The sequence below is a fragment of the Leptotrichia wadei genome (genome assembly GCF_007990545.2).
Taxonomy (GTDB): domain Bacteria; phylum Fusobacteriota; class Fusobacteriia; order Fusobacteriales; family Leptotrichiaceae; genus Leptotrichia; species Leptotrichia wadei.
This window is the reverse complement of record NZ_AP019829.2, coordinates 926,292-947,063: the sequence shown is the minus strand read 5'-3', so window position 1 is coordinate 947,063 and position 20,772 is coordinate 926,292. Positions and strand designations below refer to the sequence as shown.

Annotated in this window: 13 protein-coding genes; 3 read left to right on the top strand and 10 right to left on the bottom strand. The window is 30.3% G+C overall.

Annotated features, from left to right (window positions below; translation table 11 throughout):
• Window positions 1-3 precede the first annotated feature (3 nt).
• The 3 genes from tnpA to FVE73_RS04380 form a co-directional block, all read right to left on the bottom strand.
• Entirely contained in the window at window positions 4-402 is a 399-nt protein-coding gene (tnpA, locus tag FVE73_RS04390) for an IS200/IS605 family transposase (protein WP_094079471.1), read from the bottom strand.
• Between the two features lie 183 nt (window positions 403-585).
• The gene (gene pepF / locus FVE73_RS04385; protein WP_018499456.1) at window positions 586-2,415 is read right to left on the bottom strand and encodes an oligoendopeptidase F; all 1,830 of its coding nucleotides are present in this window, start codon (window positions 2,413-2,415) and stop codon (window positions 586-588) included.
• A gap of 194 nt (window positions 2,416-2,609) precedes the next feature.
• Window positions 2,610-4,310, bottom strand: a complete 1,701-nt coding sequence (locus FVE73_RS04380; RefSeq protein ID WP_018499454.1) for an AAA family ATPase — start codon at window positions 4,308-4,310, stop codon at window positions 2,610-2,612.
• 167 nt (window positions 4,311-4,477) lie between these two features.
• On the opposite strand from FVE73_RS04380, the gene argH reads away from it, so the two are divergent.
• Window positions 4,478-5,857, top strand: coding sequence for an argininosuccinate lyase (gene argH, locus FVE73_RS04375; protein ID WP_018499453.1), 1,380 nt, complete (start codon window positions 4,478-4,480; stop codon window positions 5,855-5,857).
• A gap of 206 nt (window positions 5,858-6,063) precedes the next feature.
• Complete coding sequence (locus FVE73_RS04370) at window positions 6,064-6,540, top strand: GNAT family N-acetyltransferase (RefSeq protein ID WP_018499452.1); 477 nt, start codon at window positions 6,064-6,066, stop codon at window positions 6,538-6,540.
• A gap of 411 nt (window positions 6,541-6,951) precedes the next feature.
• Here the strand turns inward: FVE73_RS04370 and carB are convergent, their stop codons facing one another.
• Window positions 6,952-10,137: a carbamoyl-phosphate synthase large subunit gene (carB, locus tag FVE73_RS04365; RefSeq protein ID WP_018498205.1), complete on the bottom strand. Its 3,186-nt coding sequence runs from the start codon at window positions 10,135-10,137 to the stop codon at window positions 6,952-6,954.
• Window positions 10,138-10,213: 76 nt separating this feature from the next.
• The gene (gene carA, locus FVE73_RS04360; protein WP_018498204.1) at window positions 10,214-11,296 is read right to left on the bottom strand and encodes a glutamine-hydrolyzing carbamoyl-phosphate synthase small subunit; all 1,083 of its coding nucleotides are present in this window, start codon (window positions 11,294-11,296) and stop codon (window positions 10,214-10,216) included.
• Between the two features lie 334 nt (window positions 11,297-11,630).
• On the opposite strand from carA, the gene FVE73_RS04355 reads away from it, so the two are divergent.
• Window positions 11,631-12,017 carry a carbonic anhydrase gene (locus FVE73_RS04355; protein WP_026239018.1) on the top strand — a complete coding sequence of 129 codons (387 nt, stop codon included), beginning with the start codon at window positions 11,631-11,633 and terminating at the stop codon, window positions 12,015-12,017.
• An 80-nt stretch (window positions 12,018-12,097) separates the two neighbouring features.
• Here FVE73_RS04355 and FVE73_RS04350 read toward each other — a convergent pair whose 3' ends face one another.
• The 5 genes from FVE73_RS04350 to clpB form a co-directional block, all read right to left on the bottom strand.
• Complete coding sequence (locus FVE73_RS04350) at window positions 12,098-12,802, bottom strand: M48 family metallopeptidase (protein WP_018498202.1); 705 nt, start codon at window positions 12,800-12,802, stop codon at window positions 12,098-12,100.
• 32 nt (window positions 12,803-12,834) lie between these two features.
• A complete protein-coding gene (locus FVE73_RS04345; protein WP_018498201.1) occupies window positions 12,835-14,604 on the bottom strand; it encodes an NUDIX domain-containing protein in 1,770 nt (589 codons plus the stop codon).
• A 193-nt stretch (window positions 14,605-14,797) separates the two neighbouring features.
• The gene (gene rsmB / locus FVE73_RS04340; RefSeq protein WP_018498200.1) at window positions 14,798-16,129 is read right to left on the bottom strand and encodes a 16S rRNA (cytosine(967)-C(5))-methyltransferase RsmB; all 1,332 of its coding nucleotides are present in this window, start codon (window positions 16,127-16,129) and stop codon (window positions 14,798-14,800) included.
• Between the two features lie 33 nt (window positions 16,130-16,162).
• Entirely contained in the window at window positions 16,163-17,623 is a 1,461-nt protein-coding gene (locus FVE73_RS04335; RefSeq protein WP_018498199.1) for a glycoside hydrolase family 32 protein, read from the bottom strand.
• A 537-nt stretch (window positions 17,624-18,160) separates the two neighbouring features.
• Window positions 18,161-20,731 (bottom strand): ATP-dependent chaperone ClpB, encoded by a 2,571-nt coding sequence (gene clpB, locus FVE73_RS04330; RefSeq protein ID WP_026239016.1) that lies wholly within the window; start codon window positions 20,729-20,731, stop codon window positions 18,161-18,163.
• Between the last annotated feature and the right edge of the window lie 41 nt (window positions 20,732-20,772).

Genomic DNA, 20,772 nt, shown 5'->3' with positions numbered 1-20,772 from the left:
AAATTACACCTCCTTTTGATTTTGAATATATTTTTTAATTATTTCTAACGGTGCACCTCCGACACTTACAACTAAGTAACTTCTACTCCAAAAATATTCTTTCCACAATCTTCCCCTTATTTCAGGAAATTCTTTTTTTATCAACCTGCTGGAAGCACTTTTGTAAGTATTTACAAACTTAGAAAGTTCAGTATTAGGCATAGCATTAATCAACATATGAATATGATCAACATCATGTTCCCATTCTTTAAGAACAATATTATACTTCGGACATATTTTTTCAAAAATCTCTTTCAATCTGTTAGAAATTTCATCATTAATGACTTCTCTTCGATACTTTATACAAAAAATCATATGATAATTTATATCAAATACTGAATGATAATTACTATTATATGACATTATTATTACCTACTTTTATATTATTTCACTGAATAAATTATATCATAAATATATCCTTTTTTCAATTTTTTTTACAAAAAAAGCAATTCATCTCCCGCTTGTAGAAGCCGGAGACTTCTTACTATCTTTTGTTAAAAATTTAATCTAATCTTCATGCGTTTGTCGTGATATTTCAATATCTTTCTACAACTTCCCAATTTCCACTTCCAATTTATCTAACAGCAAATTAAACTGTTTCGCCACAGCCTTAATCGTTTCAATTTTTGACAAGTCAACTCCTGCCTTTTTAAGCTGTTCCATTGGGAAGTCATTTCCTCCTGAGCTTAATAATTGAATGTATTTGTCTAGTGTTTGTTTTTTCTCGTTTTCATCACTTGAATTTATCATTTTTTCATATAAAATCGCTGATGAGGCAAAGCAAGTTGCGTATTGATACACGTAAAATGGCGAGTTGAAAAAGTGTGGAACTCTTGCCCAGAAAATATAGATTAAATCATCTTTTTCAATTATGTCGCCGTAATATTTGTCAAACAAGTCTTCCATAATTTTGCTCAAAACTTCCGCTGTAATTGGTTCTCCAGCTTCTGCCAGCTTGTGTGCCTGATATTCATAATCTGCTAGCAATGCCTGAAAATAGAATGTTCCAACAATATTTCCAATTTCCTGCTCCAATAGTGCAATTCTTTCTTTTGGATCATTGGTATTTTCCAGCATATAGTCAAGCAGTAGTCTTTCATTAAATGTAGAAGCCACTTCCGCTACGAAAATTGTGTAGTCTGCCATCAAGAAAGGCTGATTTTCATCTGAATAAAGAGTGTGCAAGGTATGTCCCAGTTCGTGTGCCAATGTAAATACGCTGTCTAAAGTCTTGTTATAATTCAGAAGCATATATGGGTGAACTCCGTAAACTCCTGCAGAATATGCTCCTGTTCTTTTCCCTTTTGCCTCAAATACATCCAGCCAGCCTTCTGAAATCGCTTTTTTCATTTTTTCTACGTAATCTTTTCCAAGCGGAGCAACTGAATTTAGCACTATTTCTTTCGCATCATCATATTCGTATTCCTTGTCAAATTCTATTAGATTAATTGAGCCGTCAAAGTTATAATATTTTTCAAGTCCTAAAATTTTCTTTCTCAATTTTAAATATCTTTGCAATGGTTTTGTATTATTTTTCGCTGTATTGACAAGATTTAAGTAAATTTCTTCTGGAATATTGTCACTTTCCAGATGGCTTAACAAAAATGAATCGTAATTGTAGGCTTTCTTTGAAGCAATTCCTTTTTGCAAAATTGAGTTATAAATTGCAGCAATTGTATTTTTTTTCTTTTCATAAATTGTATAAAACGTCTGAAACATCAGTTTTCTGTCTTCCTGATTTCTATTTGTAGACAAAATTTTAGAATAATTGGCAGGCGTTACATCCACCTTTTCTCCCGAACTAAGTGTAACTTGAGGCCATTCCACATCCGTAACCGTAACTTCCGAATAAATGCTTCTCGGTGCTGAAAAGAATGAGCTGTAATACGACAGCAGTTTGCTTTCCTTTTCCTCAAGAATATGCTTTTGCAATCTAAACAAATTTTTCAGTCCAAATCTATAATCATCAAATTCTTTTTTTTCAATCCATTTTTCAATATTCTCACGATTATCAACCAGTTCCGAATTTACCCAGGACAATTCAGTAGAAATCTCTGCAAATAAAAACTGCACCTTCTGCAAATGCTCCACAGCCTCCTTATCCGACGAGTTCAAATCCCTCGCAAGCTGAGGATACCGATACAATTTATAAGAAATCTTATCCATTTCCTCCTGCTTCTGAAAAAACTCCAATAACTTTCCTTCATTCCCAAATTGCCCTTTAAATCCAGCCAATTCTTTTTTCAGCTCACTAACTTTCTCAAAATCCTTCTCCCAAGCTGAATAATTTTCATAAATATCAGATAAATTCCATTTGTATTCTTGTCCTACATTATCTCTTTTCAATTCTTTTTTTTCTATCTTATTTTTTCCCATTTTATTCTTCCTTTCAAAAAATTAAATACAAATATAGTATACCCTTTTTCCAAAAATTTTAAAAGATATTTTCCCAAATTTATTCTTTTTTATTTTTTTATTTATATATTAACCCCTGTCTGATAACCTAATTTTTTTTATTTAAGCTTCAGAATATTTGTTTTATCAAATTCTAACGAACAATTCTAATAAATTCATTCTCTTGTAAATTTTATCTCAAATTCTTTTCCTAAAAATGCAATCCCAATTTTCAACATTCTCTCGATCCCAGCATTTTTCAAAATAGAGCCATATTCTTTCTCATCAATTTGATTCAATGCAATTTCACATTCATTTTCAAGTTTTGCTTTAATTTTATCTTTGTCTAATTTTTTTGCCATATTTAAAGCTTTTAATTCGATAATAATTCCTTCTTTTCCTTTCAAAATATTCTTAGGCTTCAAAAGCAAATCATATCGTCCTTTTCCAGCAAAACCATTCGATACGATTTCATACTCATTTTTCAACATTAAAACTAATCCAAGCATAAGTCCGTGATAAAATTGCTCTTTATAATTTCCATTAACATCAAAAACTCCAGCATTTTCTAACAAAACTTTATTCAACTCTAATTTAAATTTATCAATATCTCCTTTTTTTAATGCATTAGTCAAAGACCAAAAATTTTCATAATTTTCAAAATATATTTCAATAAACATTTCAGAGAACATTTTTAAGATTTCCTCATTTGGAATTTTCAAATATGTTTCTTCTTTATTTTCCTCGTATTCTTCTGCCAAAGTTAAATATCCACTATGAAAAAACAAATTCCAAATATTCTTTTCAAAATTAGCTTCCAAATTTCCAAAAGTCATATTATCATTAATTCGTTTGAAAATACTTTCCTTATTTAAAAGTTTTGAAAAATCTTCAAAAATTTCATTTTTTAATTTTTGTAAATACAACTTTATAAGTCCATTTCCACTTGTATTCACCCAATAGGGCTTCAATTTTCCTCTTTTTAAAAAATTAATAATCGACCAAGGATTATAAACTTTTCTGTTGCCAAATAAATATCCATTATACCACTTTTGAACATCATCCAATTCATATTCCAGCTCAAAATCTTTAAGAGAATTCTCTACTTCATTTTCCATAACTCCAAAATATTCTGTAAATTCACTATCCAAAATTGTGTGAACTTCTAAATTATTCAATCCCGAAAAAATATTCTCTTTTGCAACTCTTAATATCCCCGTCATAACTCCCATCTCTAAGTATTCATTATCTTTTAAAACTAATCCATAAAAACTTTTAAAAAAACTGATAGCTTTGTCATAATAACCTTTTACATAAGAATCTATTATTGGCTGATCATATTCATCTATTAACACCACAACTTTTTTCCCATAATATTCATATAAATATTTTGACAAATTGATAAGCGATGCCTCCCATTCTACTGAATCTAATCCCCTTCGCACAGAATTAAATTCTTCTATTTCAATATCATCCATTTTTTCAGTCAAAAATTTATATTCAGAATATACCCTTTTTAATATTCCCTTAATAGTTTTAAGCCCATCATCCCAGTTTTCTTCGTCATAATTTCTAAATGAGATAGAAATTACTGGATAATTCCCCTGTTTTTCAAAATATTCACTTTTAGAAATTTCTAAATTTTCAAATAACTTTTTATTTTCATATTTATTTTTAACATTAAAAAAATATTTTAACATTGAAATATTTAATGTCTTTCCGAATCTTCTTGGGCGAGTAAATAATTTAACTTTAGAACCATCTTCCAAAATATTTTCTATAAATTTTGTCTTATCAAAATAATAGTAATTATTTTCAATGACATCCTTGAAATCAGATATTCCAACTGGTAATTTTACTTTCTTATTACTTCTCATATTTGATTTCCTCCCTTTTTTCTTTATACAATTATATCATATCTGTATAATAAAACAAAAACTTATATTTTTTAATTATTTAAATTTATTTTTTTAGGCTTTTAAATATTCTTCTTTTTTGTTATAATATTAGTAAAAATAACACTTTGGAAAGGAAAAAATAAAATATGAAAAAAATGTGGGAAGGACGGTTTCATAAGGAAACTAATAAATTATTAGAAAAATTTAATGCGTCTATAACTTTTGATAAAAGAATGTATGAAGAAGATATTACTGGGAGTATTGCACACAGCAGAATGCTTGCTAAGCAAGGGATTATTGCAGAAAGTGAGCAAAAAAAAATTGAAAATGGGCTGCTTCAAATAAAAGAAGAGATTCAAAGCGGAAAATTTGAATTTAAAATTGAAGATGAAGACATTCACATGTCGATTGAAAAGAGATTGACTCAAATTATTGGGTCTATCGCTGGAAAACTGCATACTGCTAGAAGCCGTAACGATCAAGTAGCTCTTGACGTGCGTATGTATGTGCGAAAAGAAGCTCATGAAATTTCAAAATTGCTTGTAAAAATGGAAAATGTTCTGTTAGAACTTTCTGAAAAATATAAAAATGTTATTATTCCAGGATACACGCATTTACAAAGGGCTCAGCCTATTTTGTTCTCTCATCATTTGATGGCTTATTTTCAAATGTTTAAAAGAGATATTTCTCGAATTAAAGACTTTTTAGAAAGAAGTGATGAAATGCCACTTGGAGCAGGAGCTTTGGCTGGAACTACTTTTGACTTAGACAGACATTTTGTTGCAAAAGAGCTTGGATTTTCAAAACCAACTGAAAATAGCTTAGATTCTGTAAGCGACAGAGATTTTATAATTGAACTTGCGATGATTATTTCTGTAATTTCAATGCACTTGTCAAGATTTTCAGAAGAAATTATTATCTGGTGCTCTTCTGAATTTTCCTTTATAAATCTTGATGATGCCTTTGCAACTGGATCTTCAATTATGCCACAGAAAAAGAATCCTGACATTGCAGAGCTTGTAAGAGGAAAAACAGGCAGAATTTATGGAAATCTTATGGGAATTTTAACTACAATGAAGGCACTTCCGTTAGCCTATAATAAAGATATGCAAGAAGATAAAGAAGGAATTTTTGACTCGATTGACAATATTAAACTATCAATTGAAATTTTTTACTCAATGCTTAACACACTTACAGTAAATAATGAAAAGATTTACGCTTCAATGAAATCTGGTTTTCTAAATGCAACAGATGTAGCCGATTATTTGGCAAAACACGATGTTCCATTTAGACAGGCTCATAAAATTGTTGGAGAAATTGTATCCTACTGTGAAGATAAGAAAATTGCAATTGATGATATGCAACTTGAAGAATTTCATAAATTTTCAGATGTTTTCAAAGATGACATCCTTTCTGAAATCACAATTGAAAATTGTGTAAATAAAAGAAATTCCTTTGGTGGAACTTCAATAAAAAATGTGGAAATGCAAATTGAAAATGGAAAAAAATTTTTACAAGCTCTTTAGTTAATTTTATACTATTTCCCATTAGAAGGATAGATTTATTATAAATTCTATTTAACAAGAGGTCTTGTTCCTTTGCCACAAAAAAATAAATAAAATATAATTTCTATTTTTTAAATGGGATTTAGTATTAGATAAAAATTTCAAAAAATTATTCATTTATAACAAAAAACTTATTTGATAATACTATAGAAAGGAAAATTTATACAATGAAGGAAATTAGACCAGCCCAAGAAAAAGACATTCCAAAAATAGAAAATCTGCTAGAACAAATTTTATTAGTTCATCACAAAAACCGCCCAGATATTTTCAATGCAACTGGCAAAAAATATAATGCTCAGGAACTTACAGAAATGTTAAATGATCCTAACAAACCGATATTCGTAGCAACAGATGAAAATGATAACGTAATTGGCTATGTTTTCTGTATTTTCAAGCAACAAACAAATCACAACGTCCTAACTGATATAAAAACATTATTTATTGATGATCTTTGTGTTGATGAAAATACTCGTGGGCAAAACATTGGAAAGAAATTATACGATTTTGCTTTGGATTTTGCAAAAAAGGAAGGATGTTATAATTTGACATTGGATGCTTGGGCTGATAATGCTGGAGCGGTAAAATTTTATGAAAGATTGGGAATGAAAGTTCAGAAATATGTTTTTGAAGAGATTTTATACTAAACCCCATTTAAATAACGAATTTATTACAAATTTTTCTAATAAAGGATATAAACCTAATATTTTCAAGTAATTTAAGATATAATTTTTATTTTTTAAACAGAGTTTAGTATGAACTAATCCGTCGGAGCATTTTTCTGTGCTGGCAAAACTGTTTGAGCATAGCGAGTCTTTTGTCAGTGCAGAAAAATGTCGTAGACTAGCCATAGGTTGTAGGATTTGCGACAATGAGCAATCCTACGAATATAAAAAATAAAAAAGTTGAATGATTATAAATTAGCTATTGAACAATTCTATTAAAAATTTATTCTCATTTTTAAACGGGGTTTAGTATTAAAAACAAATCTAAAAAAATTAATAATTTTAAAAATTATTTTTTTTCTTATTTCTTTATAATTTTTACTAAAACTAAATCTATATTGAACTTACGTTAAATGAAATAGATTCCAAAACTTTTAATAAGGCATCTGTTGTATCAAGTGAAGTAAGACAAGCAATTTCCTGCTCACTTGCAGCACGTCTGATTTTAAATCCATCATTTCTGGCAGTTTTCTTTTTAGCCGCTGTATTTATTACCATATCAACAAGTCCTTTATAAATCAGTCCTAGCACATCGTGTTCATATTTTCCTTCTTCTTCGATTTTTCCAACAGTTTCCACACGTAGACCTTTATCTTCAAAATATTTTGCTGTACCCTTAGTAGCCATTATATGGTATCCTAAATCAGAAAATCTCTTGGCTAATCCGTAAGCCTCCTCTTTGGCAGTTCCACTAATTGTAAATAAAACGCTTCCTTGATCCTTAACTTTTATTCCAGCTGAAACAAGTCCTTTGTAAAGTGATTTTTCAAGGTTTTCATCACTTCCCATAACTTCTCCAGTCGATTTCATTTCAGGTCCTAATGTTGTATCAACGTCTTTTAATTTTTGGAAACTGAATACAGGAACTTTTGTATATACATTTTTACTTTCTTCAATTAATCCAGTTTCATATCCTTTGCTCTTCAATGATTCTCCAAGAATTCCCTTCATTGCAAGATTTGCCATTGGAACTCCTGTGATTTTACTCAAGAATGGAACTGTTCTCGAACTTCTAGGATTTACTTCCAGTACATAAACTTCTCCGTCACTAATTACATATTGAATATTTAAAAGACCGATAATATTAAGCCCTTTTGCAAGTCTAACTGTGTAGTCAATTAATGTACGCTTATGTGCTTCAGAAACATTTTGTGGAGGATAAACGGCAATGGAATCTCCAGAATGGACTCCTGCTCTTTCAATATGCTCCATAATTCCTGGAATTACAACTGTTTCCCCATCGCAAATCGCATCTACTTCGATTTCCTTTCCAACTAAATATCTGTCAGTCAACACTGGATGATCAGGTGATACTTTTACTGCATTTTCCATATATTGTCTAAGTTCTTCTTCACGATATACGATTTCCATTGCTCTTCCACCTAATACATAAGATGGACGAACTAAAACTGGATAGCCAATTTCTGCAGCATTTTTTACAGCTGTTTCTGTATCAAACGCAGTTTTTCCTAATGGCTGAGGAATATTTAACTTATGTAATAATGCTTCAAATTTATCACGGTTCTCCGCATTATCAATTTCCTCAAGTGATGTTCCCAATATTTTTACACCGTGTTTTGACAATTTTTCAGCCAAGTTAATCGCAGTTTGTCCACCAAATTGAACGACAACTCCTTCTGGATGTTCAAGCTCAATTATCGCCATAACATCTTCTTCTGTAAGCGGCTCAAAGTAAAGTTTATCTGAAATTGAAAAATCTGTAGAAACAGTTTCTGGATTGTTATTTATAATAATTGCCTCGTAACCAGACTCTTTTATAGCCTTTACCGCATGAACTGTCGCATAGTCAAATTCAACCCCTTGTCCGATTCTAATAGGCCCTGAACCAAGCACAACAATTTTTTTCTTATCTCCTATAACACTTTCATTTTCTTGCTCATAAGTTGAGTAAAAATAAGGTGTTTCTGACTTAAATTCAGCCGCACAGGTATCAACCATCTTAAATACAGGCTTAATATTGTATTTTTCACGAAGTTTATAAACCTCATCTTCTGTCGTATTCCAACGATGTGCAATAACTTTATCTGAAAATCCATATCTCTTAGCAAAAAGAAGTACATCTGGATTATTCACATTTGCCTTTAATTCAACTTCAATATCAATAATATTTTTCATTTTATCAAGGAAAAACATATCAATTTTTGTCATTTCATGTATCTGCTGCGGAGTAACTCCACGTCTTAACGCTTCTCCAATAAAGAACAGTCTTTCATCTCCAGCCTTATGGATTCTCTTTAAAATATATTCCGAATTAAATTCATCCCCATTTGGAAGCCCTAAATGATGAACTCCATATTCAAGTGAACGAATAGCCTTTAACAAACTTTCCTCATAGGTTCTACCAATAGCCATTACTTCTCCAGTAGCCTTCATCTGTGTTCCCAAATGTCTATCCGCCTTTTCAAATTTATCAAATGGGAATCTTGGTATTTTACTTACAACATAATCAAGTGCAGGCTCAAAGCAGGCATAAGAGTTTTTTGTAACAGGATTTATAATTTCGTCAAGCGTCAATCCAACTGCAATTTTTGCAGCAATTTTTGCAATCGGATAGCCTGTCGCCTTTGAAGCAAGTGCCGATGAACGTGATACTCTCGGATTTACTTCAATAATATAATAATTAAATGAATGCGGATCTAATGCCAATTGAACGTTACATCCACCTTCAATCTTCAATGCTCTTATTATTTTTAGTGAAACATCTCTCAACATGTGATATTCCCTGTCTGTCAATGTTTGCGACGGTGCAACTACAATCGAATCTCCAGTATGAATTCCAACTGGATCAATATTTTCCATATTGCAGACAACAATTGCCGTATCATTGCTGTCACGCATTACTTCATATTCAATTTCTTTATATCCTGCAATTGATTTTTCCAATAAACATTGAGTTACTGGCGAATATCTAAGTCCATTTGTAACAATGTCTTCCAATTCTTCATCATTATGGCAAATTCCACCACCAGTTCCACCCATTGTAAATGCAGGTCTTACAATCACTGGATAACCAATTTTTTCCACAAATCTACGTGCTTCTTTCAAATTATGAATAATATCCGATTCAGGCACAGGCTCTCCCAGCTCATTCATCAAATCTCTAAATAATTCCCTGTCTTCAGCTTGCTTTATAGATTCAAGTTTAGTCCCTAGAAGTTCTACCCCACATTCTCTTAAAACACCAGATTCATGCAATTCCACAGCCAAATTCAGCCCAACTTGCCCTCCAAGAGTTGGAAGTAACGCATCTGGACGTTCTTTTCTTATAATTTTCGACACAAATTCAACAGTCAACGGCTCAATATAAACTTTATCTGCAATTTCCTTATCTGTCATAATAGTTGCAGGATTGGAATTTACAAGGATAACTTTATATCCTTCTTCACGCAATGAAAGACAAGCCTGTGTCCCCGCATAGTCAAATTCAGCAGCCTGTCCTATAATTATTGGACCTGATCCTATTACTAAAATCGTTTCTATATCTTTTCGTTTAGGCATTTTTCTACATCTCCTTCGATTATTTTTATTCTTTTTGTTTGTTTTTAATTAATGTTAAAAATGTTTTTCAAAACTACTAACTTCGATTTTTTTTCATATTTTCAATAAATATGTCAAATAAATAATTTGGATCATGAGGTCCTGGTGAAGCTTCTGGGTGATATTGCACTGAAAATACTGGATATTTCTTATGTCTTACACCTTCACAAGTTCTATCATTTACTGCAATATGTGTCAGTTCTAAATCTGTATCCTTCAATGATTCAATATCTACTGCAAATCCATGATTTTGTGCTGTAATGTCAACTTTTCCAGTTTGCAAGTTTAATACTGGCTGATTTGCTCCACGATGTCCGAATAATAATTTATATGTTTTTGCTCCACAAGCAAGTGAAATTAGCTGATGTCCCATACAAATTCCAAAAATTGGAACTTTTCCTATCAATTCTCTAAGTGTAACAATTGTTTCTGGAACATCTGTTGGATCTCCAGGCCCATTACTTAACATTATTCCATCAGGTTTCTGTCTTAAAATTTCTTTAGCAGTTGCATTATGAGGCATTACAACAATATCACAATCCCTTGAATTAAGTTCTCTCATAATTCCTGATTTCATTCCTAAATCAAGCAATACAACTCTCATACCCCTTCCAGATGAAAGAAACGCCTTTTTTGTCGACACTTGTTCAATTTGATTAGTCGGCAACGAATTACTTCTCAAATTTTCTACAACTTCTTGCGGGTTTTTGTCTGCACTTACAATAATTCCCTTAATTGTTCCATGTTCTCTAATTTTTTTTGTCAAGCTACGTGTATCAATTCCTGAAATTCCTGGAATATTCAAATCTTTCAAAACTTCATCCAATGTAAATTCATTCCTAAAATTAGAAGGCTTTCTACATATTTCACGAGTTACAATCCCTTTAATACTTGGATTGATAGTTTCATAATCATCTCTGTTTATCCCATAATTTCCAATTAATGGATAGGTAAATGTAATAATTTGCCCATTGTATGATGGATCTGAAATAGTTTCTTGATATCCAGTCATCGCGGTATTAAAAACAACTTCTCCTGCCATTTCCACATCTGCTCCAAATCCATATCCTTTATACACGCTACCATCTTCTAAAACAAGCTGTTTATCCAATGCGTACATAAATACTACCTCCCTAAATTTTTAAATGATTTAATATTATTTGTTTTCTAATTTGTTTAATTGTTATCAATATGTCTGATTTGTGATATAAATTACTTTAAAGTCAAACTCAAAAGTTATGCTAATATCTCTAATCTCATAATTATACTATATTTTTTAAGTTTTATCAATAATGTAACAGAATTATTTTTCAATTTAAAGTAAAATTTTTGATTTTTATCAAAAAATATGTTATAATTTCAATATCTTTTGGATATATTTCAAATAACTTCAAAATTGTAATAATTAAAAACATATATTATTTTAAGAAATTATTTGAATAAAGGAGGAAATTATGTTTTGTACTTTAGTTTGCTGTATGGATGGAAGATTTATCCATATTTTAAACGAATATATTAGAAATAATTATAGATATACCTTTGTGGATACTATTACAGATGCAGGTGCTGTAAATAAAATTATCAATAATGAAAATTATTTAAAAAGTATCGAAGATAAGGTTGTTTTAATTTCAGTGAATAAACACAAATCCGATCATATTTTTGTAGCAGGACATAGTGATTGTGCAGGATGTCAAACTAGCGATGAAATTCAAAAAAAATACATTTGTCAAGCTGCTGAAAAGATGCATACTGATTTACCTCATGAAGCTGTAACAGGACTTTTTGTTTATGAAAACGGAGAAATTGAAGTTTTAGTCGATTATGATATGGATAATTAATAAAAAATAGAGGAACTTTCCTGATTTAATGGACAAGTTCCTTTTTTTATTTTAATACTTTCTTTTTCTAATTTTTTTAATTAATAATAATGTTTAGCATTCAACATTTTTTCAGCAATCTTATAATTTGGCATATATCGTTCTATATAATTATAAAAACTTTTTCCATGATTTGGATATTTTAAATGTGTCAATTCGTGCAAAACTACATATTCTATTTCAAAAGGTGTCCTTTTTATAAGTTCTGTATTAAGATTTACATATTTTTTTACATAATTACATGAACCCCATCTAGTTTTCATTGGCTTTATTACCACCTTTTCCACATGTTCATCCAATATTTCCAACCATTTTTCCATAAATTTTGGAAACAATTTTTTTGCATTTTCAAAATACCACTTTTCCATAATTTTTTTCTTTTCATCAACATTTTCAAAAATATTTTCATTTATAGTTAAAATAATTTCATTTAATTTAGTATTATTTTTTAAACTTACACTATTAAAATGTCCTATTTTTACAGTCAAAATATATTCCTTCCCTAAAAATTTATGAATTTCTCCAGTTTTATATTCAAATCTCTTTTGTTTTTCCTTTACATCTTCAATCTTTTTCAAAACACTTTTTATCCATTCTTCTTTAGAACGAATAAAATTCTCAATATAATTACGATGTAAATTCATTGGAACAGAAATATAAACTTCCATATTAGGTTTTATCCTTAAATTTATATTTTTTACCTTTTTCCGATGAACTTCATATCCTAAAATTTTTTCTTTATTCATTTTTATCCAATTTATTTCCTAATCTTTTTATTTTAGATTTCTTTTTTTATTATTTTTGAACTAATAAATACCTTCCTCGCATTTTCGAGTACATCCTTTTGCAACTTATAAGTTACCAATTTTAAAGCCTCTTCATAGGTACACCATTGAAAAGCTTCAATTTCAGAAGTGTCAATCTTAACATTTTCATCTTGAGTGATTCCTACAAAAATTGTAACTTTTTTAATGGTTCTTTCATTTGGAATATATTTTATTAAACGTTCAAAACCTGGAATAATTTTTATATTTATATTTGTTTCTTCAAAAACTTCCCGAATTGCTGTTTCTTCCTTAGTTTCATTATTTTCAATATGCCCCTTTGGAAATCCCCAGTTCCCATTGTGCATTTTTACAAGCAGAATTTTCTCTGTATTCTCATTGAAAACAATTGCACCACAGGAATTTTCATACTCAAAATTATCCTTCAAATTATAATATTTTACAACATATTTTACCAATTCTTCCTTTTCATTCTTAATTTCATCACCAAGAACAAGCTCATACAACCTGTTTTTCACTTTCCCAATTTCACGATTACTAAATTTAAGATTTATCAAATCAATTCCTGTTATATCCAAATCATTAAATTGTGGTACTTCTCCTTGTTTTTTTATATTTTCAATTTTATTTCTAAAATTTTGTAAAATTTCATCATTTTCTGTACGAGTTCTTATACCTTTTGAATTTAAATCAGCAGAAAACAGATTAAACAGACGTTTTAAATTTCTTTCATCCATCTCAATAATTAATTTTTTTAATGTTTTATCTGAAACATCTTGATAAATTAACATATGATTTTTGACAATTTTTTTTACTGAATTTGTAAACTCATTTGAAGCCCTAAGATGTCTTAATTCCTCTTCAGCAATTAATGTACTTTCCTTTTCATGCCCATAAAAATGAAAAATTCCTTTTGCATCAATAATTTTCACATTGATTTTTCCCAAATCGTGAAAAAGTGCTGCAAATCTAGTAATTAAATCATAATCACAAAGATGAATAACTTTTATTATGTGATAAAATAAGTCATCTGGGTTATTTGGATTATTCTGATCAAAATTATACGTATAACGGAATTCTGGAATCAACATTTCCAGAACTTTTAGTTTTTTCATTTCAATAAATGCCTTTTTCACGAAATTCCCCATTAAAATTTTACTTAACTCATCAAAAATTCTTTCCTTCGATATTTTTGACAAAAACTTTCTTTTTTTATAAATAGCCTCTGCCGTTTTTTTATCCAAACTAAATCCTAATTTAGAAACAAACCTAAAAGCCCGCAAAATTCTAAGTGCATCCTCCTCTATTCTTAATTTAGGCTTTCCAACAAATCTTATTACCTTCTGCCTAATATCCTGCCTTCCACCATATAAATCAACTATTCCAGTCTTCCTACTGTAAGCTAGTGAATTTATCGTAAAATCCCTTCTTGCCAAATCTTCTTCAATTGTTTTTACAAATTTAATTTCCTTTGGATATCTGCTATTATAAATTCCTGTTTCTTTACGAAATTTTGCTATCTCATAATTTTTCCCATTCACTTGTATCATAAGAATTCCAAAATGTGCTCCCATTTCCTTTGGATTATAATCTGCAAAAATTCTCTTTAATTCTGAATACTCTATGTCAGTAGCAAAATCATAATCTCCAGGATCTCTATTTAGAATTTTATCTCTAATTGCTCCTCCGACAATAAATCCTGTTCCATTTTTATTTAATTGTTCCAATATGAATTTCACATCATTATCCAGATCAAATTGCATTCCAAATACGTCCTTTCAATCATTTTTTTCTTAACCAATCAATCTTTTTACTTTAAGTCAGAACTACAACTATTTTACTAAAAATTTTATTCTTTCCAATATTTGACAATTCAAATTTACACAACAACAAGGGGACTTAACCCCTTGTTAAATAAATATTCGCCTGATCATAATATAAAATCAAGTAAATCCATTAATTTTTTCTCAACTTTGCAATATAAAATCCATCCATATATTTATTTTCATACGAAATATAAGCCCCACCAAATTCATCCTTTACAATTTCTACACTTTCTGGAACTTCCAAATCTAAAACTTCTAAATTTTCATATTTTTCCAAAAAATATTGAATATTATTTGTATTTTCATTTTTAGAAAAAGTACAAGTGCTATAGACTATTTCTCCGCCATTTTTCAAGCATTTATACGCACTTTCAAATATTCTTTTCTGCAGTTTTTTTAAATTTTTTATATCATTTGAGGTCAGTTCGTATATTTTTTCAGGCTTTTTCCTAAGCACTCCAAGTCCGCTGCACGGCATATCCAGCAATATTTTATCAAATTTAACTCCTAAATTTTCAATTTGCGCAGCATCATTTAACCTTACTCGAAAATTACCATAACCATACTTATTTTTAAGTTCATTTAACAATTTCACCTTATGTTCATGAATATCCGTAGAAATCAATTTTTCTGGATTAAATAATTGCAAAATCGCAAGAGATTTTCCACCTGGAGCGGCACAAGCATCAAGCACAATTTCTCCATCCTTCACAGCTAAATTTTTCACAGCCAAATAAGATGAAGCATCTTGAATTACAGCTTCTCCATTTCTATAAATTTCCGTATCAAAAATATTCGCATTTGACAAATAATAGACTTCATCAACTGAAAATAAAACTTCTGTATTAATTTCTTTTAACAATTTCTCAAATTTTTCTTTAGTCATTTTATTCTTATCAAATCTAGCCGACAGATAACTTCTCTTTTTATATGACTCCATTATTTCCAAATAATTATCTGGATAATCAATTTTAAGTTTATTTACAAGCCATTGAGGATACGATAAAATAATACCTTCCCTTTTATCCATAGGAATCTCATTATCAAACTTTTCTTTACTTTTCAAAATTGTCTTTAAAGCCGCATTCACAAATCCAGCTTGATGCTCATTTATAATTTTTGCAACTTCTCCAGCCTCAAATATCACTCCTGCATTATCCGATTCCATAAAAAACAGCTGTGCAGCAGAAATTCTCAAAAGCTGCTTTATTTTCCGTTTTTTCACATTTCGTGTCCCTTTTTCAATTAAATAATCAATATAAATCAGGTTTTTTATTACAGTATTCACAACACTTGTAATAAAAGTTTTTTCCTTTTGAGTATAATTTTTTTTAGAAAAATAATAATTTAACTGAATATTGCTATATTTTTTCTCATACAAAATATCATCAATAATATTTATAATATCCAGTTTTATATTTCCTACCATTTTATTTCCTGTTAATTTTTTATTCTTTATCAATTTTTTCCCTTCTAGATTTTCTAATTAATTTTTTTATTTCCATTCCCATTTTTCAATTTTCACACTTGCATCTCCATCTGCAAACACACTTATCCCATCCGCACCTTTTTCAGGGAATATTCTCGATGAAAACACTTCCTGTCCACCGTTAATAAACACTTCCACAGAAGAATTATCTACAAATACTGTGAGTTCCAGTTCTGAAATATCTCCCAAATAAACTTTTCTTAATCTCTTATCAGGTTGTTCACCCTTTGTTCTGTCCAATACAAATTTCTTATCATTGTAATCAAATTTCAAAACAGTTTCACTATTTTTGCTAGTTCTCAATTTCAATCCAAAATCAGAATTAAAATTAGAAAATTTAGCTTTTAATTCATAAGTTGTCCCAGTTCCAACCTTTACTTCTCCAGCCACTTTTTCATTAAATTCAATTTTTTCTCCACGTATACTTTCCATTTCTTTTATCGGCAATTGATAAAGTCTTCCATTAATTACTTTTAATTCTCTTGGCAATGTCAAGCAATGAATCCATTCATTTTTCACAGTTGGAAAGTCTTCTTCTTCAGGAACTCCCATCCAGCCTACAATAATTCTTCTTCCTTTGTCATCCTCCATTGACTGTGGTGCATAAAAGTCATGCCCTCTGTCAATTTCCACAAAATCTGATGAAATTTCAAATTCAGGTTTTTCATAATCCAGTTTTCCAAATAAATATCCTGTCTGATATTTATTATTGTACAAATCTCCTTCAGGCTCCAGTCCTTGTGGTGAAAATACTAACAAATCCTTAATTTCTCCTGTTTTTTCATCCTTTAACTGAAAATAATCTGGACACTCCCACATAAATCCAAAATCTTTAAGTTTTCCATGATTTGCTCCTGCAATTTCCCCTTCAAATTTCCAGTCTTTTATATTTTCTGAACTGTATAAAACTGCCTTTCCTTCCAAATCTTCACTTTGAATACCAATTACCGCATAAAATTTCCCATCTTTTTTCCAAATTTTGGGATCTCTTATATGTCGAGTGTACCCGTCAGGCTGATTTACAATACTTGGCTCCCATCTCTCGAAATTTTCTCCGTCGCTTGAAACTGCTAAACATTGATAAGATTCTCTATTCCCATCACAATCTTTCACATTTCCAGTATAAAATAAATATAGTTTTCCATCATCCACAATTGCACTTCCAGAATAAACTCCATCCTTAGAATACCAGGTATCAGGTCGCAAAGCCGTTTCCAGTCTTTCCCAATGCAATAAGTCATCACTTACACTATGAGCCCAAGTTTTATTTTTATGAATCGTTCCTAAAGGATTCCATTGATAAAACATATGGTATTTCCCCTTAAATTGTGAAAATCCATTTGGATCATTAATAAGTCCTACAATTCCTTGAATATGGTACTTCTGTCGCCAAAAATCCTTTTCAACAATTTCTTTTTTTTCTAAAACTGATTCTTCTTCTTTTTTTTCAACATCTTTGAAATCCATATTTATCCACCTTTCATATTTTTTATACTATTCCCCGTTTAAAAAGCAAAAGTTTATTTTAATTACTTGAAAATAAAACTATTAAAAAGATTTATAATATATCCGTTATTTAAATGGTGTTTAGTATCAAATTTATTTAAAACAAATTCATTATATATTAATGTTATTTAAGATTTATTCAATTTATCATAAATACCATTATTATTTAGTTTTTATACCCTCCTATTTTATAGCAAATTCACTATATTTTACCATATTTTATTGCTTTTTCCAAATTTTTTACCCTATTTTTTTAAGCCTATCAAATTATTAACGTCCCTGATAAAAAATTATACAACAATTTACTTTTAATAAATTTTTTCTTCTCGTTTGAATATCTGACATAAATCTATTTAGAAAATATAAATAATATTTAGTTAATTTTCTATAAAAAAGAAAAAGAAGCACCATTTCTGATACTTCTATATTTCCCAAAAAAACATCTCTTCAAAAAATATCTTTTAAATATTTCTTTCAAAATCTTATTTAATCCTCAATCTACTTTTTTACATTGTAAATCAATTTTTCCCCATCACTATCAAGTACAACTGTACTATTTTCAGGTACTTCGTTGCTCAAAATCATTTTTGATAAGTTAGTTTCTATATCTTTTTGAACAAAACGTTTTAGAGGTCTTGCTCCGTAAGCTGGGTCATAAGCCTCGTTTACGATGTAGTCTAGAGCTTTGTCTGTAAATTCAATTTTTATATATTGTTCCTTTAATTTATCGTTTATTTCTTCAAGGATAAGTGAAATAATACTTTTCACGCTTTCTTTTCCTAATGCCTTAAATACTATAATATCGTCAATTCTGTTCAAGAATTCTGGCTTAAATCTATGTTTCATTTCATTTAATACAGCTTCTTTTGTAGGCTCTGAAACTTGCGGATCTTCCAATATAATTTCACTACCGATATTTGAAGTCATAATGATTATTGTATTTTTAAAGTCTACAACTTTCCCTTTACCATCCGTAAGTCTTCCATCATCAAGCAACTGTAACAAAATATTAAATACATCAGGGTGAGCCTTTTCAATTTCATCAAACAAAATTACTGAATAAGGTTTTCTTCTAACAGCTTCCGTCAACTGTCCACCTTCTTCATATCCTACATATCCTGGAGGTGCTCCGATTAATCTTGTCGTGCTGAATTTATCCATATATTCACTCATATCAATTCTAACAATATTGCTTTCATCATCAAACAAATTAAATGCAAGAGTTTTTGTCAAATAAGTCTTACCAACACCTGTCGGTCCTAGGAAGATGAATGAACCAATTGGACGGTTTGGATCTTTCAGTCCTGCACGTGAACGAATTATTGTGTCGCTTATTGTTGTGATTGCTTCATCTTGTCCAATTACTCTTTTCATCATTTGTTCTGCAAGATGTAAGATTTTTTCACGTTCTCCCTGCAACAATTTTGAAACTGGTATTCCAGTCCATTTTCCAACGATTTCTGCTATTTCTTCGCTGTCAATTTCCTGTTTTAATAATTTATTTGCACCTGGATTCTGATTTTTGGCTTTTTCTTCTTCATCTGCCCTTTGTTTTTCCAGTGCAGGCAATTTACCGTATTGCAGTTCTGCCAGTTTGTTATAGTCATTTTTTCTTTGTGCATCGGCAATTTGAAGTTTAACTTTTTCAATTTCAGTATTAATATTTTGAATCTTTTCAACTTCCTGCTTTTCACTTTCCCATTGCGCCTTAAACGCAGCCTTTTTCTCATTAAGTTCTGCCAATTCTTTTTCCAACGTAACAAGTCTGTCCTTAGAAGCCTGATCCTTTTCCTTCTCAAGCGCCACTTTTTCAATTTCAAGCTGCATAACACGTCTTGTAACTTCATCCAGTTCTGTCGGCATTGAATTAATTTCAGTCTTTACTTTTGCAGCCGCCTCGTCAATCAAGTCAATCGCCTTATCTGGTAAAAATCTGTCATTTATATATCTGTCGCTCATTGTAGCCGCTGTAACTATCGCATTGTCAGTAATTCTGATTCCATGGAAAATTTCAAATTTTTCCTTCAATCCACGTAAAATTGAAATTGTATCTTCCACAGTCGGCTCATCTACCATTACAGGCTGAAATCTACGCTCAAGTGCTGCATCCTTTTCAATATATTTTCTATACTCGTCAATTGTAGTAGCCCCAATAACCTTTATTTCCCCACGTGCAAGCATTGGCTTCAAAAGGTTTCCAGCATCCATAGATCCCTCTGTTTTCCCAGCTCCCACAATGTTATGAACTTCGTCAATGAAAAGAATTATTCTTCCTTCACTTTTTTCAATTTCTTCCAATACCGCTTTTAATCTTTCTTCAAATTCCCCACGATATTTCGCTCCTGCAACCAAGGCACCCATGTCAAGCGAGAAAATTGTCTTGTCTTTCAAATTTTCAGGCACATCACCTTTCAATATTCTTTGTGCAATTCCTTCTGCAATGGCTGTTTTCCCAACCCCTGGTTCCCCAATCAGAATCGGATTATTTTTATTTCTTCTTGATAAAATCTGTATAGCCCGTCGGATTTCATTATCTCTCCCAATAATCGGATCAAGTTTACCTTTTCGAGCCAGTTCAACCAGATCTTTTCCAAATTTATCTAACGCTTCGTATGTACTTTCTGGATTATCTGTCATAATTTTTCTACCTCCTCTTACACTTTCAAGCACAGTTTCAAACTGCTTCTTATTTATCCCATATTCTTTCAGAAAATTATTATTATCATAACTTGCTAAAAATAGATGTTCTGTACTGATATAACTATCCCCCATTTTTTTAGCAAAATCTCCAGCTCCCACAAGAACCCTATTCATTTCTCCGTTCGGTCGTGGTTCACTGTTCCCACCTTCAATTTTTGGAAAACTTTCTAACTTCCCTTCAATTTTCTTAATCATATCAGTAGTATCAATTCCCATCTTTTTCAATACATTAGGAATCAGTCCATCCATTTGCCCCACAAGTGCCAACAATAAATGTTCCACTTTTATATCAGAATGTTTGTATCTAATCGCAAAGTTATTAGCCTCTGAAATAGCCTCAATACTTTTTTGTGTAAAGTTCTGTTCCATATCTATCACCTTTTTTCTCATTTTTAACTTTCATAAATCTT